At 51.7% G+C, this 23,634-nt stretch carries 27 protein-coding genes; 3 read left to right on the forward strand and 24 right to left on the reverse strand.

Annotation, left to right across the window (positions count from 1 at the left end):
• Positions 1–21 precede the first annotated feature (21 nt).
• The 12 genes from QMO62_RS09105 to QMO62_RS09160 all read right to left on the reverse strand — a co-directional run bounded on the left by QMO62_RS09105 (position 22) and on the right by QMO62_RS09160 (position 13,399).
• Positions 22–1,113 carry a phage late control D family protein gene (locus tag QMO62_RS09105; RefSeq protein WP_284640489.1) on the reverse strand — a complete coding sequence of 364 codons (1,092 nt, stop codon included), beginning with the start codon at positions 1,111–1,113 and terminating at the stop codon, positions 22–24.
• A gap of 24 nt (positions 1,114–1,137) precedes the next feature.
• Positions 1,138–1,761, reverse strand: coding sequence for a CIS tube protein (locus QMO62_RS09110; RefSeq protein WP_284640491.1), 624 nt, complete (start codon positions 1,759–1,761; stop codon positions 1,138–1,140).
• Positions 1,762–1,764: 3 nt separating this feature from the next.
• Entirely contained in the window at positions 1,765–5,826 is a 4,062-nt protein-coding gene (locus tag QMO62_RS09115) for a hypothetical protein (protein WP_284640493.1), read from the reverse strand.
• 38 nt (positions 5,827–5,864) lie between these two features.
• A complete protein-coding gene (locus tag QMO62_RS09120; RefSeq protein WP_284640495.1) occupies positions 5,865–6,305 on the reverse strand; it encodes a phage tail protein in 441 nt (146 codons plus the stop codon).
• Complete coding sequence (locus QMO62_RS09125; protein WP_306611767.1) at positions 6,302–6,481, reverse strand: DUF6760 family protein; 180 nt, start codon at positions 6,479–6,481, stop codon at positions 6,302–6,304. Before QMO62_RS09125 ends, QMO62_RS09120 begins: the two co-directional genes overlap by 4 nt.
• Positions 6,482–6,492: 11 nt before the next feature.
• Positions 6,493–6,870, reverse strand: a complete 378-nt coding sequence (locus QMO62_RS09130; protein WP_284640498.1) for a phage tail assembly protein — start codon at positions 6,868–6,870, stop codon at positions 6,493–6,495.
• A 117-nt stretch (positions 6,871–6,987) separates the two neighbouring features.
• Positions 6,988–7,422, reverse strand: coding sequence for a phage tail protein (locus QMO62_RS09135; RefSeq protein ID WP_284640499.1), 435 nt, complete (start codon positions 7,420–7,422; stop codon positions 6,988–6,990).
• A 56-nt stretch (positions 7,423–7,478) separates the two neighbouring features.
• On the reverse strand, positions 7,479–9,212 hold the full coding sequence (locus QMO62_RS09140) for a phage tail sheath family protein (RefSeq protein ID WP_284640500.1): 1,734 nt from the start codon (positions 9,210–9,212) through the stop codon (positions 7,479–7,481).
• 142 nt (positions 9,213–9,354) lie between these two features.
• Positions 9,355–10,131 carry a hypothetical protein gene (locus QMO62_RS09145; protein ID WP_284640501.1) on the reverse strand — a complete coding sequence of 259 codons (777 nt, stop codon included), beginning with the start codon at positions 10,129–10,131 and terminating at the stop codon, positions 9,355–9,357.
• Positions 10,128–10,730, reverse strand: a complete 603-nt coding sequence (locus tag QMO62_RS09150) for a Pvc16 family protein (RefSeq protein ID WP_306616033.1) — start codon at positions 10,728–10,730, stop codon at positions 10,128–10,130. The genes QMO62_RS09145 and QMO62_RS09150 overlap by 4 nt, the downstream gene beginning before the upstream one ends.
• Before the next feature lie 3 nt (positions 10,731–10,733).
• Positions 10,734–12,926, reverse strand: coding sequence for an ATP-binding protein (locus QMO62_RS09155; protein WP_284640502.1), 2,193 nt, complete (start codon positions 12,924–12,926; stop codon positions 10,734–10,736).
• A 20-nt stretch (positions 12,927–12,946) separates the two neighbouring features.
• Positions 12,947–13,399: an eCIS core domain-containing protein gene (locus QMO62_RS09160; RefSeq protein WP_284640503.1), complete on the reverse strand. Its 453-nt coding sequence runs from the start codon at positions 13,397–13,399 to the stop codon at positions 12,947–12,949.
• Between the two features lie 265 nt (positions 13,400–13,664).
• Here QMO62_RS09160 and QMO62_RS09165 point away from each other — a divergent pair, with 265 nt between their 5' ends.
• The gene (locus tag QMO62_RS09165; RefSeq protein WP_284640504.1) at positions 13,665–14,477 is read left to right on the forward strand and encodes a hypothetical protein; all 813 of its coding nucleotides are present in this window, start codon (positions 13,665–13,667) and stop codon (positions 14,475–14,477) included.
• A 29-nt stretch (positions 14,478–14,506) separates the two neighbouring features.
• On the opposite strand, the gene QMO62_RS09170 is transcribed toward QMO62_RS09165, so the two are convergent.
• The 10 genes from QMO62_RS09170 to QMO62_RS09215 all read right to left on the reverse strand — a co-directional run bounded on the left by QMO62_RS09170 (position 14,507) and on the right by QMO62_RS09215 (position 20,468).
• The gene (locus QMO62_RS09170; protein ID WP_284640505.1) at positions 14,507–15,082 is read right to left on the reverse strand and encodes a histidine phosphatase family protein; all 576 of its coding nucleotides are present in this window, start codon (positions 15,080–15,082) and stop codon (positions 14,507–14,509) included.
• Between the two features lie 19 nt (positions 15,083–15,101).
• A complete protein-coding gene (locus QMO62_RS09175) occupies positions 15,102–15,506 on the reverse strand; it encodes a GNAT family N-acetyltransferase (RefSeq protein WP_284640506.1) in 405 nt (134 codons plus the stop codon).
• Positions 15,490–15,978 (reverse strand): GNAT family N-acetyltransferase, encoded by a 489-nt coding sequence (locus tag QMO62_RS09180; RefSeq protein WP_284640507.1) that lies wholly within the window; start codon positions 15,976–15,978, stop codon positions 15,490–15,492. Before QMO62_RS09180 ends, QMO62_RS09175 begins: the two co-directional genes overlap by 17 nt.
• Before the next feature lie 39 nt (positions 15,979–16,017).
• A complete protein-coding gene (locus tag QMO62_RS09185) occupies positions 16,018–16,449 on the reverse strand; it encodes a VOC family protein (protein ID WP_284640508.1) in 432 nt (143 codons plus the stop codon).
• 51 nt (positions 16,450–16,500) lie between these two features.
• Positions 16,501–16,935 (reverse strand): VOC family protein, encoded by a 435-nt coding sequence (locus tag QMO62_RS09190; RefSeq protein WP_284640509.1) that lies wholly within the window; start codon positions 16,933–16,935, stop codon positions 16,501–16,503.
• Positions 16,936–17,381: 446 nt separating this feature from the next.
• Positions 17,382–17,570 carry a hypothetical protein gene (locus tag QMO62_RS09195; protein WP_284640510.1) on the reverse strand — a complete coding sequence of 63 codons (189 nt, stop codon included), beginning with the start codon at positions 17,568–17,570 and terminating at the stop codon, positions 17,382–17,384.
• 104 nt (positions 17,571–17,674) lie between these two features.
• Positions 17,675–18,232: an elongation factor P gene (efp, locus tag QMO62_RS09200; RefSeq protein ID WP_284640511.1), complete on the reverse strand. Its 558-nt coding sequence runs from the start codon at positions 18,230–18,232 to the stop codon at positions 17,675–17,677.
• A 99-nt stretch (positions 18,233–18,331) separates the two neighbouring features.
• Entirely contained in the window at positions 18,332–19,405 is a 1,074-nt protein-coding gene (locus tag QMO62_RS09205) for a M24 family metallopeptidase (RefSeq protein ID WP_284640513.1), read from the reverse strand.
• Position 19,406: 1 nt separating this feature from the next.
• A complete protein-coding gene (aroQ, locus tag QMO62_RS09210) occupies positions 19,407–19,853 on the reverse strand; it encodes a type II 3-dehydroquinate dehydratase (RefSeq protein WP_284640515.1) in 447 nt (148 codons plus the stop codon).
• Positions 19,854–19,958: 105 nt separating this feature from the next.
• Positions 19,959–20,468 (reverse strand): YqhR family membrane protein, encoded by a 510-nt coding sequence (locus QMO62_RS09215; protein ID WP_284640518.1) that lies wholly within the window; start codon positions 20,466–20,468, stop codon positions 19,959–19,961.
• Positions 20,469–20,674: 206 nt separating this feature from the next.
• Between QMO62_RS09215 and QMO62_RS09220 the strand changes: the two genes are divergently transcribed.
• Positions 20,675–21,541, forward strand: coding sequence for a DUF1385 domain-containing protein (locus QMO62_RS09220; RefSeq protein ID WP_284644904.1), 867 nt, complete (start codon positions 20,675–20,677; stop codon positions 21,539–21,541).
• A 26-nt stretch (positions 21,542–21,567) separates the two neighbouring features.
• The gene (locus QMO62_RS09225) at positions 21,568–21,846 is read left to right on the forward strand and encodes a hypothetical protein (protein ID WP_284640520.1); all 279 of its coding nucleotides are present in this window, start codon (positions 21,568–21,570) and stop codon (positions 21,844–21,846) included.
• A 56-nt stretch (positions 21,847–21,902) separates the two neighbouring features.
• Here the strand turns inward: QMO62_RS09225 and QMO62_RS09230 are convergent, their stop codons facing one another.
• Together QMO62_RS09230 and mntR are read right to left on the reverse strand one after the other, a co-directional pair.
• A complete protein-coding gene (locus tag QMO62_RS09230; protein ID WP_284640522.1) occupies positions 21,903–22,892 on the reverse strand; it encodes a patatin-like phospholipase family protein in 990 nt (329 codons plus the stop codon).
• A 136-nt stretch (positions 22,893–23,028) separates the two neighbouring features.
• Positions 23,029–23,451 (reverse strand): transcriptional regulator MntR, encoded by a 423-nt coding sequence (gene mntR, locus QMO62_RS09235; protein WP_284640524.1) that lies wholly within the window; start codon positions 23,449–23,451, stop codon positions 23,029–23,031.
• Positions 23,452–23,634 lie beyond the last annotated feature (183 nt).

A 23,634-nucleotide genomic window follows, 5' to 3' on the forward strand; every position in this document is an offset into this window, starting at 1 on the left:
AAAGGGGAAATCGTTCATACGTTACACCGCATTTCCTTGGACTTGAAAGCTTGTTGAATATCCCTCGCTATCCATACGATGGGTAGCTCCCGTAACATAGAAGGGCTGATTCAGCTTTTTGCCTAAGCCATCCAGCTTGATATATCGGCCTGCCTTGATTTCCGGGATGCCGATGCATTCTCCGTCACCCGTAATCAGCTTCATCGCCTTGCGTCCAAGAATCGCCTCCGCCTTCGCTTTGGCTTCATCCGCGGAATCGACGTTGGTATACAAGTGCTCCTCGAATTCGCCCAGCGATGCTAACAAATCCTTGCCCGTTTTGGCGTTAGAGCCCAGCTTGGTAATCGTAGCCGCAGATGACTCCACAGTTTTCTGCTCCTTGTCGCTCCAGCCTCGGACCGTCACCTTGGTCAGCTGCTCCGCCAAATTCATATCCGCTGTGAAGCTTCGCAGATACTGGCCGTAGCTAAGCGTCAGCACCGGGGTCATCGAAGTAAGCGGCTTGCGGAAATACAGCGTTTTGTCCACCAGAAAAAAATCATAATTGCATATATACGCCAAATGCTCGATAAATTTAAAATCGCTGACCTGACTTTGGACGATCGTGCTGATTTTGTTCGTAGTATCGTCGACCACAAGGTCGGATACGTAGGTCGATGCAACCTCTTTGACAACCTCGCTGTACTTTTTTTCCGTCCAGGAGCGGAACTTGGTTCCTTTCATCATCAGAGAGGACTTGTCCAGCCCTTTGACCCGAATGGTTGGGGTTCCCCCCTCGGGATATTCGATCGCTACCGAAGAAATCACGCCATGAAACATCAGCTCAAGCTTATCCACATAGCCGAGCTTGACTTCCATCGTCTTGCCCAGAACAAACACGTCGTCGAGCCACTGGAAATCCTCTTCGGCCGGTTTATAGGCATTGACAACGGTAAATTCAGCCATATTCGCTTCAGGCTCAACGCTCGTTTGCACTGTAATGGAGGAGACGGCAACCTGCTTCTGCTTCACAATTTCCGTGCCGTCGATCAAGATTTCATGGGCAGGTGCAAAAAATTGAGCATATTTTTCAGCCAGCTTATTGACCTGGTAGGATGCTGTTGAGAGCGGCATGGTTGATCCTCCTTCCGCTGCCTGCTATTCGAGTCTCGGAACGATCAGCTTTCGGCCCGGTTCGATATGTCTCGGATTGTCAATCCGATTGGCACGCGCGATGTCGCGCCACTTGCCGGGATCGTCATACTCATGAGCTGCCATCATCCACAACTGATCCCCTTGATTAAACGGCTTTTGCTTCGTACGGTCCGCCGATTGCCGCGGCGTCAGCTGCAGCTGCTCCGTCAGCGTCATAACCGCCTTGATCGTTACGGCGAGTGTGGCACGGACGGGAATTCCGGAATCCAGAAACATGGTGTATTTCTGCTTTACCTTCTCTACCACACCCCTGAAATTCAAAGATCCCCAGACAAAACGGACGTATGGGGGAGCATGCAGATCGCTGTCCACTTCGAGCAGCTTTACAATCTTGAACGTTTCCTCCCTCACGTCCTTGCTCGCTTCATAAGTATCGAAGAACAGATCCATCGTGAGCACCGTTTCATCCCCGCTGAGAAATTGCGCTGTAGGCGCACTAGCCCCGGGTGATTCTTGAAAAGCAAACGAGTTGGTCGTTTCAAGCTCGTATTCGCTCGGATTGAACAGGACCTCGAAGTCGTACGGATTGGTAGCTTCAACAAATATTTTCGCTTTGGTTAATGCCATCGCTTAAAGTCCTCTCCGCTGACGCTCAAACTTGATTTTCTTCTCCAGCTCTTTATACACCTTATCCACGAACCGTCCCATGTTCGGAAGAGAGGCTTGGGCCGCCTGAACCGTTTTGGTAATTTCCACTTCGACCGTTTTTAGCTTCTCTTCCACCTGACGGATCGCTTTGGTCGCGGCTTGAGCGGCCAGCTCATCGGGATTCGATCTCTTGCTCTTGTGATGCTCCAACTGGGTTACCGCCGAACTGCCGCCCCGTGGTGAGCTTGCCGTCTGAACGACAACGGTCTCAGCTTTCGGAGCGCGGTTCTGAAGCGCCAACGGTTCGTAAGCCACCGGACTCGTGGATGTGGCCCTGCTGTCGGCAGCAGTTCCAGGAACACTCTGGACAGCTGCAGCTGGTGGTACCCCAAAGCGTGTCGCGAAGCTATTCGTTACCTGCGAATCCGAGTGGGTCATTCCCAAACGCTCATCGGCCGTCCGTTGAAATGCTCCGATGGTCGGAACGGGCTGGCGTTGTATCCATCGGCCCGCACCTGAATTCAGAGTGCCAATCCGTTCCCCTTGACCGTGGGCGCTTGTGTGATTCCATGCTGTATGAAGCGTGGACATTGGAGTATGTGCGGTTCCTGCTGCATGGCGGAACTTAGTGCCTCCAATGAAGCTGCCACCGAACGGCCCTGCGCCCGGATAACGCCCCTGTTGAAGCTGTGTCTGTTGCTCGTGCCGGTGAGCCGCTCCTCGTCCCTTGTCTTGAGCCGATACCGGTAGTGCAAGGAGGTCTCTTGCTCTGTTAGAGTGCGTCGCCAGTTCGCCGTAGATGGCACCCTGCTCCGTACGGGCGAACTCCAGCTTAGGTGACGGCTCGGCAAACTTGGCTTGCGGTGCTGCGGCCGTTGCCGTGGAAGCCGGCTTTCGGACCGTACGTTCAGTTGACGAAAGTGCTGCCGCCACCGCTTGGGACATAGCAGGAGCCCAGGAGGTGTTTGCGGACAGCATGGAGACTCCGGCCACCGCTTGGTTACGAGCGGAACCACCTTCCCTTCCCTGCGTGCCCGATAAAGCACCGCTTCGTCCAGTACGATGCCCCGTGCTGGCCGATTGGCTCGAACGCCGCTTAGGGACGCTTGCGGTTACGCTCGACGAACGATTCCCATGGCTTTGACGTTGATTTCTAACGGGAAGATTACTTCCCTCAAGGAGGCGCATTACATTACTGCGCTGAACAATTGAAACCGGAGTCGCTTTCCCTACGGAAGGCTGCCTTGTTTGGCCTAACATTGTCACATAGCCGTGCGCGGCATGGGAGGAACCGTATGTATTCGGCCGGGCTGCACTTACGGTGCTTGTCGGCGCTACCCTACCCGATGCGTTCCCTGTTAATCCTATTACAGAAGCTATGTTCCTTATGGATGAGCTGTTTTGGAATGCACCGGTTGCCGACAACGCAGGATGTGATAATAGTATCCTTTGGGAAACGGGAGACGACGAATCCCGTCCTGCGGCTGCTACCAGCCCTTCATGCTGTGAGCTTAGTGGCTTTGCAGGGCTTGTCAGCATTGTACTTGCATGCAACGGGCTCATTCTTAGGATGCTTGTGAAGATGCCTCGTTCCCCATGGGATGAGCTTTGATCCGTTCTTAGCTGCCTGACCGGTTTCATCATTGTCCTGACGGCATCGTTCCGATTCCGATCGGGTAATCTGCCATTCTTCACTTGAGCTAGCTTCTCTTTTGCAAGCCCGGCTTCCCTCGAGTCCATCCCTGGAGCATGTCGGTGCAGCAAAGAGACGTTACCGGGGAACATCGTCCGGACTCTCTGCAACGGATGAACGGCTCCGGTAGGCTGCAGCTGTTTTATGTTATAAGCTCCCCTGCTTACAGGGTAAGCAAAGTATGTAGATTGGTTCCTTCCTGCACTCGCATCCGCCGGTAGAGCGATATTGCGACCCGCCGCAGCGCCGGCTTCAATTAACATACCGTTTCGGAAAATGGATGCCGATACATGTCGGTTTCCAGTCGGCGATCCGGATTCAAATGAACTCATCCGACCTGGAGCGAGCCGGTACTGTAGGATCGTTCCAGGCGGCGTATGGCTGCGCCCTGACCCAAAGGGGCCCAGTCGATCCGTTGCCAATCGATAATACGAGACGGTTCCGCGTGCCCCTGTACGGGAAACACCAGCAGGGAATACCTCGCTTCCTTTGTCTATGTAAGCTGTATCCTGCTGCCTGGAACTCTCTGAAGACGAAATGCTTTTTTCCCAAGACCGACGTTGCCATTCCTGATTGCCATTTGATGGAGCTCGTGCTCCGCTCATCGTTGCGGCTTGCGAGGAACGAGCATTGCTTGGAGCACCGGTTACCGCTGAAGCCTGCCTATACTGTACCTTCCCTTCAGATCGGGCAAAGTTATCATTGCTGCTCCCTGCCGTTTCCCGGTGATACAGTCTGGCTGCTGCCGATAAACGGAGATCCGTCATCGGAGATGAGGATTGACCGAAAAACGATTGGGCTGAGGCCTGACGGCCTCCTTCTTGTTCCCTGATTCTTTGTATACGTACGGTAACGGCATCTATATGATTTTGATTATTTTCGATGGGATGTGCCTTACGGCCTAGTTGCTTATAAAAAGTAGGTTTCCACATGAACCGTTCACGTAGTGAACTGCTGCTCTTGTTGATATCATACGTTTGGACCGGTTGAGTATAGCCGAGTCCGGATTCGGGTTCGGGCCTGCGGCTAACCGCATTAGCACTCGCATTCCCCTTGGACTCTTTTCGCTTCGCCGGTACGGAGCTTACTTGCGTGCTCCTTCCGGGCTTGACAGCTGCAGCTTCATGGTTACGAAACCAACGGCCGCCATTTGCTCCTTCTTCTATTCGTCGTCTTACTATGCGGTGAACTTGCTCTGCACCGCTTCCTTTCCGCTGCATCCATACATGCCGAATGCCTTGTGCGGCAAACCTCTGAAGCACCACCGGATTGATAAGGGACATTGCAGCCGGGCCTTGGCCGGCTTTACGTACTTGGACCTGCCTCTGCCGGTTTTGCCCTAAGATTGAACGACTAACATCATCTGCGTCCTGATTCAGCTGACTTCCGATAAGTTTTGCATACTGAACGGGTCTTTTTACCATTCGTCCCTGAGCTCTATAACCGGCTTCCGCCTTACCCGCCAACTGAGCTACATTGCCCTGCGTCAAGCGCGGATTCAAGCTCCCTCGGGTCCGGGCCGCTTCCGGTTTCTTCGAAATCCAAGCCGATGCCCTTGCGTGGTTGTCTCCGGTATCGTTACCACCGATCGCATGGATCTCCTGATGAACCTGGTCCCCGGTTTTTCCATTCGCCTTCTTGGTTCTACCCGGCTTTTTTCCCGTCTCCTTAGGCAACTCATCGAGCTGTTTATTTTCCTTGCTCTCTTCCTTCTTCGAGCGGGACCTTTTCTTTGGAATCAACTCTGCAGCCGACGAATCGTCAGCTTTTTGCTGTGGTGCGGTGCCGCTTCTTTTTCTCGGGCTGCGCTTTGCTGTACCTTCGTTTGTCTCCAAAGATGACCGTTCGTCCTGCGGCTTCTCCTCGCTCGGCCGCTTTGCGGCTCTCGTCCGTTTCGGCACGGCTTGCTCTTGCTTGAGGGGTTCCTTTACCTTTGCGCTTCGGCTTCCTCTGCCCGCGTTGCTGCCGGCTTGTTTGCTCCGACCTTGCGCTCCTTGTCTGGAAGCCTCCTCCCGGCGTTCCGCTCGCTTACTCTCCGCAGCCTGCCGCTCCGTTACTTTCTCGAGCATCTGAAGCATGGCCCGCTGATTGCCCAGCACCAGCTGTTCTTCCTTTTGCATAGCCATCAGCTGCAGCTTCAAATTCACCACATACTGCTGGAGTGACACCTTCTGTACAGGCGGCGGCTGAATCACGGTTCCCTCGTTAGGCTCCCAATAGACAAGCGACTGTCTGCCTAGATAGTTGCCTGCGGCAAAGCCATATTTGATTGTAATCGAATCGGCGAAGCCTTGGTGGACTCTCGGATGAATGGTTTGAAGCCCGGCTTCCATGTTTGTCGTCGTTCTCATCACCTATGCCCCTTGCCCCGTTAGTCCGCTGGTCCGCCTTACGATCCCACCGTTTTCAATCCGTTGTGTACGATCTCGATGGATTCCACAGCGACCTCGCTTTTCGTGGAATTCAGCTCCGGTCCGCTCCACTTCACAGGATAAGCCTCGAAGAAATTCCATCGGATAAGCTCCTCACCCGTAACGGTACACATGATGATAGAGCCTTGCTTTCTCGTAATCCTGCCCCCGGCGTTGCCGGCATACCAGTCCCACAGCTCGTTGGACTTGGTAATTCCGCGCTTCAACACAATTGGAGGGTAGCTGGTACGCTTGGGGAGTCTGTGTGTATAGCCGTTCACTCCGCCCTCGGCATACTCTTCATATTCGATCTCCGACTCCAGCCCGCTGACCTCCGTGAACCCGCCGACCAACAGTCCTTCAATTTCCACGTTAAAACGAAACGCATTTCCTAAAGCGTCCGTATTCAATGCACTCACCTCTTTTTACCGAATACGTCGAAGGGGTTGCTCGGCTCATCGTTCAAGCTGCGATTAATACGCGATACCTCCGAGCACCAGCGTCTGCGCTCCCGATGCTCCATGTTCATGATATCGTCGTGCTGCCAGTGAAAGTAATAAGCCAAAAACGCGGCCTCCTCATAGATCTTCTCCATGGGATAAACCGTTAGACCCCTTCCGTCTCGGATAAAAAAGAGATATCCACCTCAAACTCATGATCGCATTTCGGACAAGCGGTGCGTACGCTCAGCTTCTCCACTTCATTGATTTGGCGGTAAAAATTTTGCAAAAAGGCCAGATCCGCCGTGAACATCCGCTCAATGACCTTGGTGTCGATTGCACGCAAATCCCCCAGCTTCGTGATCACACGTGCCAGCAAAATGATGCTCAAGTAGCCCGGATTGCTCTGTACGCGCTGATCGCGCATCGGCAGGATTTCATCGGCAGCCGTAGCTAATCGCATAATGCCGCGCTTATGCAGCGTTCCGTTCTCATCCACATATCCTCGGGGCAGTTCAAATTCATACTCTGTTCTGAAAGACAACGGATTCGCCTCCTTTATTGTAGGAGCTTCATGAGGACAAGCTTCGCCCCCATGAAGCCTTGTAACTGAATGATCATGTGATGGTACAAAAAATGGCTATCGCTTACGAAACTATTATTATTGGGTGCGTGTCATGCCTTCGTGCGCCAGCTCAAGATTCTCGATGGCCACTTCCGATGCGGAAGCGTCAAAATCCGGAGCCGTGTACTTGCAAGGCCAGGCTTCGATAACCTGCCATGTCGCTACATCGTCGCCTTCTTCGTTGATGGCGATAATGGTAACGGTTTTGCGGGTAACGGTTCCCTCGATGCATTCGGAAATCCAGTCGTACAAATCCATCGAGTCCGTCACGCCCCATTTCAGCGTGATGTTGCCGTATTTGGCCAGACCGGGAAGCTTACGCGGGGTAATGACTTCGTTGCCTTCACGGTATTCCACTACGTCTAAGGAAGCGTCGAAGCCGGATACTTCGCTAAAGCCGGCCTGCTGTATACCTTCGACTTCTATTCGATATCGAAACTTTCTGTATGGATCATTGCGTTCGCCTGCCATGATAAACCCCTTTCCAGTTCATGAACTAACCTGCTAAGGCATATTCGCTGCTCAGATTACTCGGAGCCGGTTTTTTGCGTGAGACGGAAAATAACGAATTCAGCCGGCTTCACCGGTGCTACACCGATGACACAAATGAGGCGTCCGTTATCAATGTCGTCCTGCGTCATCGTACTGCGGTCGATCCGGATGTAGAACGCTTCGCCCGGACTTGTGCCGGCCAGCGCGCCGTCCTTCCAAACACGGGTCAGGAAGGCATCGATCGTACGATGAACCCGCGCCCACAGCTTCTCGTCATTCGGCTCGAATACAACCCAGTTCGTTCCGTTCTTAATGGAGCCTTCAAGGAAAATGAACAAACGGCGAACGTTCACATATTTCCAAAGTCCGTTCGAGGAGGTCGTCCTGGCGCCCCACACGCGAATGCCTTGTCCGGTGAAATGCCGGATCAGGTTCACTCCGCGAGGGTTCAGCACATCCTGCTCCCCTTTGTTGTACTGCACATCAAGACCTACGCAGCCGCGAATGACTTCATTCGCCGGCGCCTTATGTACTCCGCGCGTCGTATCGCTGCGGGCATAAATTCCGGCCATCGAGCCTGAAGGCGGAATGAAAATATTGCGCTTATCCAGCGGATCAAATACCTGAAGCCAAGGATTGTACATGGCAGCATATTGCGAATCGAAAATATCGCGGTGCGTCAGCACGTCGGATACCTTCGTCTTGTCGCGGGGAATATCCAGAATCGCAAAACGGCTGCCGAGGTTTTCGCAGTGTGCAACAAGCGCGAGCTGTACATTCGGATCCGTTACACCCGGAACCGCCATGATGCTGACTTCATCGTTGTCGATGAACGCTTGAATGCCCGTACGCTTGCCGGGGCCGTTGTCGGCGCCCATGAAATCGCCTGCGTTTAAGGAGTCCACATTGCCGTCACTGCCGCCGGAAAGCTCGATGACATGCTTCTTCGCTTCCTCGCTCTCGCCGGAGATGACTTCAAACGGAGGTACGGCGCCGAGATCGCCATTGTCGGCGCTGCGATCCACAACGCGAATGATGTTCGATTTAGCGAGCACCTTTTCCACATGGTTGGCAGCCGAAACGTTTAACGAGACACGCTCATAGGTTTCCGCCTCGTCACCATAGAACGCATGAAGCGTGAATTCGCAGGTAGTGACTACTTTGGAGGGAAGAAGATTTTTGTCGGTCACATCGCCTTCGAAAGCGGATTCAAGCTCCAGAATGTTGTCCTGCGCCGAAATGACGCGGTTGTACTGCTTCTTGCCGGCCCCTTCGAAAGCGACAACGTCGCCAGGCTTGAAGCCTGCATCGCTTTTCACGAGGTATTTGGCGGATTTATCCGTTTGCTCAAGCACCTCATAGATTTGCGTTTTGGCTTTGCTTACCGGTTCGAGCACCACACGTACCCGGTTGCCCCATTGACCGGGGTTTTTGGCAAACACACCGAGTGCGGACTCGGCACCGTTCGAAGCAGGCTTCGCATCCGATGGAGCTACACGCATGATAAAGCAGCGGGCTCCTCCGTTCACGAAGAAATGCTCCACCGCATACGCCAAAAAGCGATAGGTACCGAACTGGTTCTCGGACAAGTACCCGCCGAATTGACGCGTGAAATCGTTCATGCTCGTTACGAATTGAGGGACTCCTTCTACAGGACCTCTTGCAGCGACACCGATAAAGCCTGCGGTGCTTGTGCTGACCCCTCCTAGCGGCACGCCGCCGCTGTCAAACTCTTCTACGTACACCCCTGGTGACAAGTACTCAGCCATTTGTTCCTGATCCCAAACCTCGGCTTGAAATCAGTTCCCTCCTTCCCATTGATCGAACATAAATAATTATCGACTTTATTTGCTAAGAAATAAAGACTTGACATGACTTTTTTTAGTAAAATGACCTAAAGTGTGAGTTTTGTTACCATTCCAGCTGAGTCGTCCGGCCCTCCTCCACCATCACCTCCTCAAAGAGGACGGATCGATTCCCATTCCACTCCAATTCCACCATGGCAGTAAACTGTTTCTTCCTCTGCGAAGGGAAAGCAGCCGCACATTCCCCCCTCCGATCGGTCATGCCTTCCGCAGTCTCCGTTAACGGTGTCCCTTTCGGATGCTCAAATGAAAGCGGCTCCTGAACCCACGCGGTTCGTGTCACCGAATCCACACGAACGATGCGGACAAATTCCCGGTTGGAGGCTGAACCGTCCAGGAGATAATAGCTGCAGCCCGGCGTCAGTTTCGTCCCCGCAGTGTACGTGAAGGAAAGGCTTCCTTTGGAGGCCGCCGCCAGTTTGCCGGTCAGTAAGCCTTCGTCCGTGATGGCAGCTCTCAGATGACAGCCTTCAGGGAGATTTGAATTCCTTCTTAAAACCACACGCAATAAGGTAGTACCAGGGGCAAATGACATGGAAGGCATAGGAATCAAAGGAACGACAAGGGGCTCCCGAACATCGAGCGTGTGCGTATCTACCGAAACTGCAGCAATGGAATAATGCGGTGCTTCCAGCTGCAGAGAATATAGACCTGCCGAAAGTCCTATGACAATCAGCGTTCCGTCCTGCTTATACAGAACCTTGCCATACGCTTCTTTCACTGTCAGCTTCGGATTCACCCTTGCAGGAGGCTGGCCTGTGGCCACGTCTATGGGAAGCACAGCGCAGGAAACCTGAAGCGATACCGGCTTGCTTCTGTTCATAGCCCGCTTCCTTCCTGCTGCTCCAGGGTGAACCTGGCCTCTGTAACCCGCTTGGTTTGCTTCGTGCGCTTCGAGTCCAGAAATACAGGACCGACGGTGTAGCCGATGGACAGCTTGTACGGAGCATCTCCGAACAGGCCGATGACTGTTTCCGCCGACAGGTCGTCCTTTGAAATCCTCAGCTCTTCGCTCTTATCCGCCAACGAGCCGTGCAGCTGGGATCCCCGAAGGACGGAATTGTCGTTCAGCAGCTGCATGACTCTCCCCATGATTCGCTGCTCGTCCAATGCCCTGGAAGCTACATCGGAAGCGGAGTAGCAGGTAAGCAGGAAGGAGAGGTTCAGAGCCTGAGGCGGATACTGCAGCGCTTCCGTGCCCCGTCCCGTCATCGTTGTACGGCGGTTTTCCGCATTTTCATGAATTTGATAGAGAAAAAGTACGAGCTGCAAATCTCCTCTGTCCGCAGGAGAAGCAAGCCCGATTGACTCGGGCGCGGCGATCAGCTCCGGCACCAGCTGCTCGCGAAGCAGCTTCACCAGCGTTAAGCCAACATCCGAGATGACTGTATAATCTGCGATAGCGCATCTCCCTTTCCTGATTCGTTAGTCTTTCAGCAGCTCCGCATATTCACCCAGATCTGCCGGCAGCAGCAGCTTTCCGTTTTTGCGCATTTCGCTTCTTACCGCAGTCAGAATTTCCTTCATCCCAACCTCTTTGTCCGCCCCTGCTGCCAAGAAAGCCGCCGATACGGCCACGTTCTTGATAATCCCCCCCGCCATCTCGAAACGGCTTGCAAGAAACCGGTAATCGATATCAGGCTCCAGCGGCACCTGTGGGGGGAAGATGCTTTGCCAGAGAAGCTCTCTGTGATCGATATCAGGGAACGGGAATTTTACGATAAATCCGAAGCGTCTCATGAAGGCTTCATCGAGGTTGTGAAGGAGGTTCGTCGCCAGAATGGTAATCCCCTCGTACTCTTCCATCTTCTGAAGAAGATAGGCCGTCTCCACATTGGCATATTTATCTTGAGCATCCTTCACCTCCGAGCGCTTCCCGAACAAGGCATCCGCCTCGTCGAAGAACAGGATCGCTCCGCTTTGCCCTGCCTCTTGAAAGATTTCATGGAGATTTTTTTCCGTTTCCCCTATGTATTTACTGATGACCTGCGACAGGTCGATACGGTACAGCTCCAGATTGAGCTCACTCGCAATGACCTGGGCCGACATCGTTTTCCCTGTGCCCGGAGGTCCGGCAAAGAGCAGGCTTGTCCCTTTTCCATAGGCTAAAGCGCGATCGAATCCCCACTCACCGTAAACAAGCTGACGATACTTCAGCCTGGCGCACGCGTGCTCGAGCTGCTCCTTCTGCTCCGGCGGCAGGACCACCCGATCCCAAGTATAGCGCGCCTCAATACGAACGGCCTTTCGTTTCAGGTTATGCTGCATAAAGGCATAACACGCCTTATGGATCAGTCGATCATCCGCCGCAGGCAGCCTTTCCCAGTCAATCAGCTGCCGGGCGTAATCCAGCGCCCCCGTAATTTGTCCCGGATGGAGACGAAATTTTCCAGCCAAGGAAGCCCAGTCTGCGGCATTCTCCATCCCTCGCTCCTTGCTGAAGGTGTGCCACAATCGCATCCGTTCACTGGTGTCGGGGTAGGGAATCTCTTCCTCTAGGAACAACATCCCTTCCTGCCACGGCAAAGGATTCCATGGTTCTGCAGACAAAAGAAAGGACGGACTCGCTTCCTGCCGAATCACGTCAAGAACGGCTTGCTTTTTTCCGGTCGTCGCTTCGGCATCCCCTTGCAGCAGGTGGAATCGATCCCATGCCAGAAGGGCTCCATGAAGCTTAGCCTCTCTTCTTATCCGCAGCAGCAGCTCCTCTGCAGCCCGTTCGTGACGGTTCAGAGCAGCGATATCCACTACAAGCAGCGTCTGAGAAAGCCCGTATGCAACATGTCGCGCTTGAAGCTTCTTTCCCGCCCCTTGCGCTCCCCATAGACAAAAGACAACCTTCTGCTGCTCGCCGGTCTCCACATATTGCCGCAGCTTGCTCTGCAGCTCCTGACCCGTCTCCAAAGCAGGAGGCTCCTCGCTCAAGCTGTACAGCTTCACCAAGCCGGAAAGCTTCTTGTCCTCCAAGCCAATTCCGAGCAGGAAAGCCAGAATTCTTTCATCCAGCTTTAACGGCAGGGCCAGCAGCGAATGCAGCGAGCCGGTCGCCGCCGGTTGAAGCAGCCAGGTCCTCAGCTTGCCGCCGCTTACGAAATAACCTGTAACGGAGCGTTTGGGCTCAAAGGGGCCGCCGCTCAATTGAGCGCACAAATCCGGGGTTGCGTACTTGCAATTGGCGTCATCTTGTATGTAGGCGTAGAGCTTATCGTACTTACGATCCAACTCGGCAGCCAAGAGCATGTAAACTACCTGAAGCTCAAACGAATCCAGCTCGAATACGTCCGCCAAATAGAGCAGCGGTATAAAAACATCCTGCGCTCGGGTCAGACTGATTCTTTGGGCCATTCGCGCTTCAGCCTCTGCGACGAGTCTAGCTAATTGCGAGAGCTCCGGATCCGCGTCCTTGCCCGAATCCGGGCTGAGCAGCCGGTACATCTCTTCCGGTGTCAGTACAAGTCCCTTGAAGGGCTCCAGGGCCGGATCACTCGGTCCGTTAATCCCCTCCATCCGTCTCATGGCCAGAAGGATGCGCAAGTCCAGCAGCTCCCCGGCATCCGCATAAAAATCCCAAGAGCCTTTGTACGCAGTCAAAGTTCGCGTTGCTTCGTTTGATGCCATCCGATTCCGTCCTTTTCTTATCAGCCCTTAAAGCTCTCAGCATAACGGCCAGGATCCAGCTTCGTTTGAGCTGCCTTTGCCCCCATACGATCCGCTTCCTTCTCTAGGGAAGGGTCGTCATTGACGGGCATGCCACCGATATCCATAGTCGGCTTCACGCGCCCTTGTCGCTGCTGAACTACATGGGTCAGCTCGTGTCCCAGCAGCTGCTGTCCTGCGGCAGAATCCGGATTATACTGGCCGGGTGCAAAATGAATGTCGTTCCCTTGGGCATAGGCCAATGCCCCGACCTCCGGGGCCTTCGAGCCAACATGGATATTCACGTCGGAAAAATCGCTGCCGAGCGCAGACTCCATTTGTGCTTGCACATTTTCAGGCATTTTTCCCTTGCGTTGGATCGGCCTGCTTATTGAGGCTCCGGGCTGTGTTTCCTTCGGAGTTACAACGGGTTTTGCCGCGCTGCTTTTCCTCACGCTAGCTGATGAGGGTTCCCTACGCGCTTGCTCTCTCATCATTTCTCCCCTTTTCATAGTTTCTCTTACCGTTCAGCCTGAAGTATCCCCCGTTACCCGTTCCATCAAGCCATTGTCAGGTTTAGGCGAAAAATATATAGACATAAAGTCCTCGTTTAGCTAATTTTATCGAATAACGGCAGTTTTGGAAACAATAATTTTCTGTATATTCTAATTTTTTCAATTTGTGGTATGCTGGAAGTACTACTTGTCAGGAGGTGAGAGGATGGAACGGAAGACCGAAGAGAAGGAATCGAAATCAAAAGGCGGCAAGCGCCGTGCGGCTGCTTTGACCGGCTCTTTAGGTTCCATGGCTTCCGGTGCCTCTGCACATCTCATGGAGCTGCAAGGTTTAGTGGGGAATCAGTCGCTTACCCGACTGCTGGCAACCGGAAGCTTCCCGGAGCACGATGAGAACGACAACGAAGAGCCGGCATCAGAGACTGTTTCAACAACGAAGGACTTCGCCGGAAAGAAGAAGGGTTCCAAGCAGCCCGAAACACCGATCATCGCCACGCAGCTTGTGCGCCCCAGCGGATCCGAAGGTTCTCAAGAACAAGCGAGGCACTGGCTCAATGCCGCCCATCGCAAAGAACAGCAACTAACCGCAGGTAGAAAAACATCAGTATCACGCGACAAGCTGCTGCAGAAGATTGTCTCCGAGCTTCCATCCTCTGTTTATGCAGGAATGCAATTCACAGCAGCCACAGGAAAGGACAGCAAGGATGACATCGTGCAAACCTGGACCGCCCCGTCCCAAAAAATTCAATACGCCGTAACCTCCCAAGGTGAAGGTGCCAGGCAAGAGGTAAATGTCATGGCGTGGGACGAAGAGCTTAGTCCCTCCGCGCGTCAGCAGACAACCGAGACGTGGGTAGCTAATCGAATTCCACGCGCAAGTACGGAATATTGGAAGGGATTGGCTGCAAGGCTGAAGCAGCGCACTTTGGATCATATGAACAATATGCCTCAGCACGGACTTGATGAGGAGACGGAGGAAATGCTTCATTCGGTCACTGACGATGACGATGAGGAATAATTGCCTACAGCGGTATCTTACATTGACTGCTACTTCCAAATTCTTTCTACTTCCGCCAATTGATTTTCTTCGAACGCGAGTCGATATATGTCCGGCTTCGAGGTGCGTTTCCAAAATGCGCCGCCGTAGGCGTTATCATAAAAGTTCATGATGGCCGTCATAATGTTACCGTGCGTCCCGATCACAATATTGCCGCCGCGGTGCTCAGACAAGAGCTTTTGGACAATGGGAATCGATCTCATCTGTGCCTGCCGTGTGGTTTCCCCACCCGCCAGTGCATAATCGATATCCGTAAAGGAACGCTCGATGGCAGCCTCCAGCTCCTCCCACGGGGCTTTGTAGTCTAAACCTTTGATCGCCCTCTCCCTTAACTCCTCAAACTGCTCGATCGGGAGATTCCTGCTGTCTGCCACGTACTGCACTGTCTGGACCGCTCTAGTATAATTGCTGGAAGCAACATGGTTTATGCTTACACCGCTAAGCTTGTCAGCTACTAGTTTTGCAGCCAGCAGGCCTTCCTCAGACAGTCCCCGCGTTCGTTCCTGGCCAAAGACAAACGGAGACTCCGCATGCCGAACCATATAAACGGTTGTCCTTTCCCCCATTGGAAATTCCTCCTACTGATTAATTGATCTGTCTCTTGATGACAAACGCATTTTCCGCTTTGGCGAATCCGATCCTCTCATAAAAACCGGACGACTTCGGAGCTGATGTCAAAACATACTGAATTTCTTCGTTTCCCAGCTTTAACTTCAGCTGTCCGACAAGCTCCGTACCGATTCCTTGACCGTGATAGCTCCGATTAACCGCCAAATCGGATATATAACAACAATACGAATAATCCGTGATTGCCCTCAAAAGTCCAACCAGCTTCTCGCCATCCCTTGCGGTTACGATCTCATCGGCATGTTCCAGCATTCTACGAATCCGGTCGATATCATGGCATGGGCGCCGAATCCCAGAGGACATGAATATATTTGCCGTTTCTTCAACCGTACATCGATCGTCCGTACTATAACGTATGGTCATGCTTCATCAACCTCTTTCTCATGACGTACCAGCGATCCGTCTTTTCCGAGTATTCCTGCTCTTGAATGATCGAATAGCCCCGATCAAGATAGTACTTCACGTTCTCGGGGATCGACAATCGAACCTCTACCCTTGTTTCCGCATAGTGCCGTTCGATCGCTTTGTTCTCCAAATACTTTAACATCTTTCCGCCGATTCCCATTCCCCTGCACTCTGGAATAACGGAAACCCTGCCTATGTACATGTAGGTGTCCTGATAATAAAATTGGGCGGAACCGACTGCATCAGGATCTTGATATGCAAGTATAGCGCCGCCCCGATTCGAAGTCTTTGCGATGATATCGTCTACCGTTTCCTTCAAAGCACCGGATTCCGGTGTAAGCTTTCCTGCATATTCTTCAAAGGCTTGCCGCATGATCCTGTGGACTAATTCCATATCGATGGTTTGTGCATCTTTTATGGTAACGGCCAACGTAATGCCCCCTTTTCTTTAGATCCGAGACCTTAATTGCTAAAAATGTATCATCGCTCCGCGGGCATCGAACACTGCTGTCGGGTTCCACGCAACCTCCCAAGCGTTCCCTTCGGGATCTAAGAAATACGAGGTTCTTCCTCCCCAGAATGCATCGCTTGCTTCTCGTATTACTTTGCCCCCGGCAGCTTTTACTTCTTCGGTTACAGCGTCTACCTGATGAGGCTCATCCACATTGATTGCCAAGGTAATCCCCTTAAAGCCTGTTACGGACGGTTCAGACTCCAAGCCCGCATCCTTTAGAAGCTCTTCCATCGGAAACAAGGAAAGCAACACGCCGGCAGTTCTAAACACGCAATAACTGTCGGTGCTGATTTCCGTCTCACTCCAGCCTAACCTTTGGTAAAATTTTCTTAGCTCCGGGAGGTTTTGCGCTCCTAGGGTTATCAGACTTACTCTTTCCGGCACCATACATGTTACCTCCGTTCTAATTGCCCCTGTGGAGGGGCTTTTCTAGAGAATCTAGAAATCTTCTTTGATCGTATCCTTTGGATCCCATATGGACCAAGCTGCTTCTAATAGATTTCCTTGGTTGTCTCTAAAATAAAAATACTTCGCTTCCCCCGCCCCGAGCGTCTGAAGCTCCTCAACAATGACACCTTTCCTTCTTAGCTCGCTATGTGTATATTCAATATCCGGGCAATTCAAAGCCATGATAGGGAACGGCTTTCCGTTACGAAGGATTTCCAAACGACGGCTGTCTTCCGTCTCGATAAGCAATAAGGCAATGGAATGCGTGTGAGGATGGTGCAGCACGGCCAAAAGTGAACCGCGGTCCGCAAACTTCTGCATCAGTCTAAAATCCAAGTGATACGTATACCATTCAATGGATTTCTCTATATCCGAAGTTGGCATATAAACATAGCCAATACGGGTAAATAAATAATCGTTACTCATGGACTAACCTCCCTCCTTTTCGCCATATAAATCCATACTTGAGCTACTGAACGGCGCATTTCTGCAAAAATGCAACATTTTCAACGATTTCCAGTTTAAAATATATGAATTCTGCGTTTATACAACATTCCAAAACCTTTTGGTTCGTTTTCGGCCAATTTCTGCTACGAAAGATGCCTATTCTCACAAATCTCGTTCAGAACCTCTTCTCGGGGGGTTAATTTGTGTGCTTTTGCAGCTTTGCAAGAGTACACTTGGCTATATCATTGGCTGGGACGGGATGTCCGCCTGCGTTCGTCATCAGGAAATAAAGGTCTCTTTCACCCTGGATGATTTCCAAAAGTACAATATCCAAGCTATACTTACGATTACAAAAAATAAAGATACAAAGTACGTCTTCGGGAAGAGATGATTGCTAAGGACAACACTTGCCATCCCGGTTAATCTTAATTAATAATTACAAAAGCATTCTCTTCCTGATAACCATTTGATAAGTCTTTAACACCAGTGATTTCATACAGCAATCCCCACAGGTAAAAAGCGGTACTCACCATTATCATGATCAAATAAAGGAGCAGCCAGCCTCCAATTCGCTTTGAATGAATTTCTTGTACCTGCTCGATATTTGGATTCATAGTGTCTCCTTGAACGAAACGCTAGTATTTAACATATTATACCATAATAAGCAAAAAAGACCCACACCCCACCAACCGGTGGAGCATGGGTCTTGATCCGCTAACTAAGCACGGGAAATGTATTTGCCTTCGCGAGTGTCGATAAGGAGCACATCGCCTTCGTTGATGAACAGAGGCACTTGCACGTTCAAGCCGGTTTCGACCTTTGCGTTCTTCGTAGCACCGGTAGCCGTGTTCCCCTTGATGCCCGGCTCTGTCTCAATCACTTTCAAATCTACGCTGTTCGGCAGGTTGATCCCGAGGATCTCGCCTTGGTAGCTCATGATGTGGATCATCATGTTTTCTTTCAGGAAGTTCAGCTCCCACTCGATTTGCTTCTTCTCAAGAGTGAACTGGTCGTAAGTCTCGGTATCCATAAAGGAAAACTCGTTACCGCTAGCATACAGGTATTGAACCTGGCGGTTTTCGATGTGCGCACGGCTTACGTTCTCGCCGGCACGGAATGTACGCTCAACGGTGTTACCGTTGCGCAGGTTTTTCAGCTTGGAACGTACGAACGCGGCCCCTTTGCCTGGCTTTACGTGTTGGAAGTCGATGACGGTGAACAAATCACCTTCTACTTCGATAGTCAAACCTGTTTTGAAATCGTTAACTGAGATCACTGGAACAAAACCTCCCTATAATGTAAGCAGACAGCCGCGTCAAAAGCTATATTGCAATAAATCGTGACTGCCACTGAAATCAACGCAAATGATGCAAAATCAAATCTCCAGAAGCTCTTTGGTCGATTTCGTCAAAATCCGAATGCCCGTTTCGGTGATGATAATGTCATCCTCAATCCTTACGCCTCCGAAGCCCGGAATATAAATCCCCGGCTCGACCGTTACCGCCATCCCCGGCTCCAGGACAATATCTCCCATCATGGACAGCCGCGGCGCTTCATGAACCTCCATCCCGAGACCATGTCCGGTGCCATGACCGAATTTGTCTCCGTATCCATGCCGCTTGATTACGTCACGCGCAATGGCATCCGCTTCGCGGCCTGTCATGCCCGGACGAATCTTATCGAGCGCTTCTAGCTGCGCCTCCAGCACGATTCTATAAATTTCCCTGTGCTGGTCCGACGCCTTGCCTACAACAACGGTGCGGGTAATGTCGGAGCAGTATCCTTTATAATAAGCTCCGTAATCCAATTTGACAAATTCATTATTGCCAAGCACCCGGTCGCTAGCCTTGCCGTGCGGCAATGCGGAGCGTTCGCCTGAAGCAACGATGGTCTCAAAGGACGTAGAAGCCGCCCCATGCCGACGGACGAACATCTCAATCTCCAGAGCGATGTCCTTTTCAACTGCACCCGGCTTTAAAAATCCGAGAATGTGACTGAAGGTCCGATCAGCCAGGTCGGCAGCCTCCTGCATAATCTCGATCTCGCCTGCATCCTTCACCATGCGAAGCTTTTCGACGAGGTTGTCCGTTGGAATCAGTTCAATGCCAGACAAGACCTCGCTGATCGAGCGGAATGCACCGTAAGACAGATCATTCTGTTCAAAACCAAGAGCGGTAACCTTCTCCTGCGTCAGCAATTCCCTTACCGTTTCCATGGCCTTCGGAGCATGCTCAATGACCTCAAGACCGATAGCCTGCTGGGGAGCTTGAGTCATATAACGGAAGTCCGTAAGCAAAATCGCGCGGCGATCCGTGATGAGAACATATCCCGCCGAGCCTGTAAAGCCGCTGATATAACGGCGGTTGATATCGCCGGTAACCAATAATGCCTGCAAGCCTTGCTGCTGCATTACCTCGCGTAGACGCCGAATCCGTTCCTGCTGCTGCATGTTACCCCTCCGTCCGCTGCATATGCATAACTAATGCCCGTAACCCAAGCTCATAGCTGTCCGCACCGAACCCAGAGATCTGACCAAGGCCGACCGGAGCAAGCACCGACACATGACGAAATGCCTCCCGCTTATGAATGTTCGAAATATGAACCTCAACAAAGGGAATACCTACGGCGCTGATCGCATCCCGAATCGCATAGCTGTAATGCGTGAACGCCCCCGGATTCATCACGATTCCGTCCTTACGTCCATGAGCTTCATGGATTTTGTCGATCAGAGCCCCTTCATGATTCGATTGAAAGCACTCGAGCTGAACGCCGAGCTCAGCCGCTAAGTCGGTCATCCGATTCTCTATGTCTTGCAGAGAAGTGGACCCATACACACCCGGCTCTCGCACGCCGAGCATATTCAAGTTAGGTCCATTCAACAATAGTACCTGTTTCAAGAGGAACCTCCTAGGGCTTTGCCGAGCAAAACCGACTTTGTATGGCATAATCTGCACATACCTATCTATTTTACCATAGTTTTCCCCGATTTGAGAACTTTTTTCTCAACCGAGTTTCGGTTTATGTGTATTTTTCTTGAACGGCTCTCTGACGCGTTCATCCGTAAATTCCACGGTAATGGTATACCCGATAAACAAACCCCACACCAGGAACAGACATGCATCTGTAATCAGCGTGTTGATTTCAATGATTCCGATCGGCTGATTCATTCCTGTTACCGGTCCCACAAGAAGATAGATCAAACCCCACCAGGCAAGTCCGTAGGCCATGCCAATCCATGGACCCTTCACTTTTCGGAAAAACAGGGCATAGACCAGCGCAGCTGCAACCGAGAAAAGGATGAAGAAGAGCCAGCCCAGCACATATCCTCCCGTACTCATCAAAAACGAGTGCTTAAAGAAGGGCTCCACAAGAAAACCGGGAGACAAGCTGGTAAAATGCAAATAATTCTCAAGCATTTTCAGTCCGCCCCAGAAGATCCCTGCAAAGAAGCCGACATAGATGGCGAAGTACCAAGGATTCGTATGCTGCACCGTTTGATCCTGAACCTTCATGATGAACGTATACCCCCTATGAAATCGGATAACGTTAGTATGTGCAAATCTTTGCAGACTAAACGGTAGCTTTATACGCTCCAATTCGATACAATAAGGGGTATATCCCGCCATGCATTCAACAGAAAGTGAAGGTGAAGAATTTGTCGCAGCAGCAGTCAGAGCAATGTGCAATCTATGGCGGCCAAGCCGTTATCGAGGGCGTGATGTTCGCCGGCCAGAAGGTACATGTAACGGCAGTCCGCCGTAAAGATAATTCCATCGAATTTTTCGAGGTGCCCAAGAAGGAAATCGGATGGGTTCAGGCCCTGAAGAAAATTCCCTTTATTCGTGGAATTGTCGGAATTATAGAGGCCAGCGCCAAAGGGGCGCAGCACCTGAACTTCTCCGCGGAGGTTTTCGCCGATGAAGAAGAGGGCGGCAGGTCCGAAAAGCAGGAAACCTTCCAAAGCAAGCTCACGATGATTCTCGGAGTCGCGTTCGTCGGTATTTTGTCCTTCCTGTTCGGTAAATTTGTGTTCACTCTGGTCCCTACAGCCATCGAACAGTTTCTGTTCCAGAACATGTTTGAGAACCAAATCGGCCATAATCTGATCGAAGGACTCATTAAGATTATTTTGCTCGTCGGTTATATATATTTCATCTCGTTAACACCGATGATCAAGCGGTTGTTCCAGTACCATGGTGCGGAACACAAAGTGATCAGCGCGTATGAAGCCGGGCTCGAATTAACCGTCGAGAACGTGCAGAAGTTCAATACCCTGCATTACCGGTGCGGCAGCAGCTTTATCGTGTTTACCGTCATCGTCGGGGTTGTGATCTACTCGTTCTTCGAATATAACAGCTTTATCGAGCGCATTATTCAGCGCATTATACTGCTTCCGGTCGTCATTGGAGTTTCCTACGAGGTGCTTCGCTTTACAAATACGCTGCGGGAAGTACCTGTGCTCCGCTTTATGGGGTACCCCGGCCTTTGGCTGCAGCTCCTGACAACGAAGGAGCCTGACGATTCCCAGGTCGAAGTATCGATCGCTTCCTTCAACCGAATGAGAGAGCTGGACCGCCAAGCATAGAACCATCTTCTATAGGAGGACACGTTATGAGAAGAAAACAACCCATCCTTACGTATGTTGTGTTCGGATTGATAGCGATTGGGATATTATCCGGCTTGTTTACCAGCCCTTCCAGCTTCTTAATCCCGGTCCTTATTTTCGGAACCGTGTTCCTGCTTTATAAATACCCGCCGCATACTTGGAAAAAATCCTCCAGCTACGGCACGAGATTCAAAAAGCCGCCGAAGCGCAAGAACGCAACCTTCCGCGTCATCAACGGAAACGGGAACCGGGACAACCAGGATGAACCTCCGAAATACCATTGATTACGAAAAAAGCAGCGGTTCCTATGTGGTGAGCATAGGACTCGCTGCTTTTTTATTTACATGACCCTCGGAGGGTGAAGCAATTTACGAGTGATCAGATCCATATACTCCTTCTTATAATCCGTCAGCTTCCAACGGTCGAAGAACGACTTGCCGGATTGAAATCCGGATTCATAAAGCTCCATGCTCTGCTCTTTTGAAATATCAAATTGGGTAATGCTTACGCCCATCGTAGGGATCTTAATCGTTCGAAAACGGTTATGAGCAGCAATATAACGCTCATCATGAGCATCCAGCATGGTGGAAAATAAAGCCCTCATCATGGTAACTGGCCCTGAAATTGTATTCGGCGCCCCGGCTCCGCGGCCAACCAGCTGGAAGCCGATGGTCGGAATCATCCGCTCCAGCGACGGGTTCACGTCCTTATCGAAAATCCACAAAGGAAAGTTACTGAGAAGACCCCCATCCACGATATAGATAAACTGGCTGGCGAAGCTGTCTCCCTTCACTCGGTGGGAAAGCGGCTTGCGAATAATAACCGGGTCGAAAAAATAAGGAATGCTCGTGCTCATACGTACGGCTTTGGCAATGGGGAGAAGCTTGGGGTCAATACCGTACTGAGCAATATCATCCGGGAGCACAAGCAGCTTACGCTGCGAGATGTCCGACGCGATGATGCGCAGCTGACCGGGCTGAAGATCCCCAAACGTACGTATGCCCTTGGCCAGCAGCAGCTGGTAGATCCAACTCTCCAAAGCTTCCCCGGAGTATAGCCCCTTTTTGATAAACAATCGCGTGAGCGGACCGATAATCTTCGTGTCGAACAGTCTGGAACGCTGCAGGAAGGAGCTGAATGGCGTCCCTTCAATGATCTGCCGCATCTCATGCGACTGATATCCCGCCGCAACCAGCGACGCGATGATGGAGCCCGATGACGTCCCCGCCACCTGATGGAATGAAACCCCTCGCTGCTCTGCCGCAGCAACCGCACCTGCAAGCGCAATCCCCTTCACACCGCCGCCCTCGAATACCGCATTAATCTTCATGTAGCTGACCCTCTCCTCCACGCCGGCTTCCGCCGCACACCGTCTCTTTACGTCTTATGAGGGCAAGGTTTGTACTTATGTCTCGAACATGACATAACAAAAAAACTCCCGATGAAGGGAGTTCCACAGTAAAAAATTATGCTTCTTCCATTTCCTTCTTCAGCTTCATGAGATCCTCCGCGCGTGACGGATCGCGGCGGAAGTACTCGAGCAGCGTTTCAATGCAGGTAATCGAATCCCAGCTCAGGTGATGCTCGATGCCTTCGACATCTTTATAAATGGTATCCTCGGATACCCCGATGATGGTTAAGAACTCCTCGAGCAGTGCATGGCGATCGACAAGGCGCTTCCCCATTTTCTGACCTTTGGAGGTCAGCACGAGCCCGCGATATTTTTCGTAAACCAAGTAATTATCCTTATCCAGCTTCTGGATCATCTTCGTGACGGATGAAGGGTGAACCTCTAAGCCCTCTGCAATATCGGACACACGCGCATAGCCCTTTTCGTCGATGAGCTTGTAAATTTTCTCCAGATAATCTTCCATGCTCGGCGTAGCCATTCGCGTTCCTCCAATGCCGCTGACAAGTCTCTATGTACGTAATGATACCTTTCCTCCCTGCAGTTCGCAAGCCGGATGAGAACACATTTCGCATGATATTCCACGGTTGGCTGCCTGCTGCATGGCATATCCTAAGTCCATTATGAGCGCTACTTACTATACCATAGCCCAAACCACGTAAGC

This window comes from Paenibacillus silviterrae (genome assembly GCF_030167925.1).
In the GTDB taxonomy this organism is placed as follows: Bacteria; Bacillota; Bacilli; order Paenibacillales; family NBRC-103111; genus Paenibacillus_G; species Paenibacillus_G silviterrae.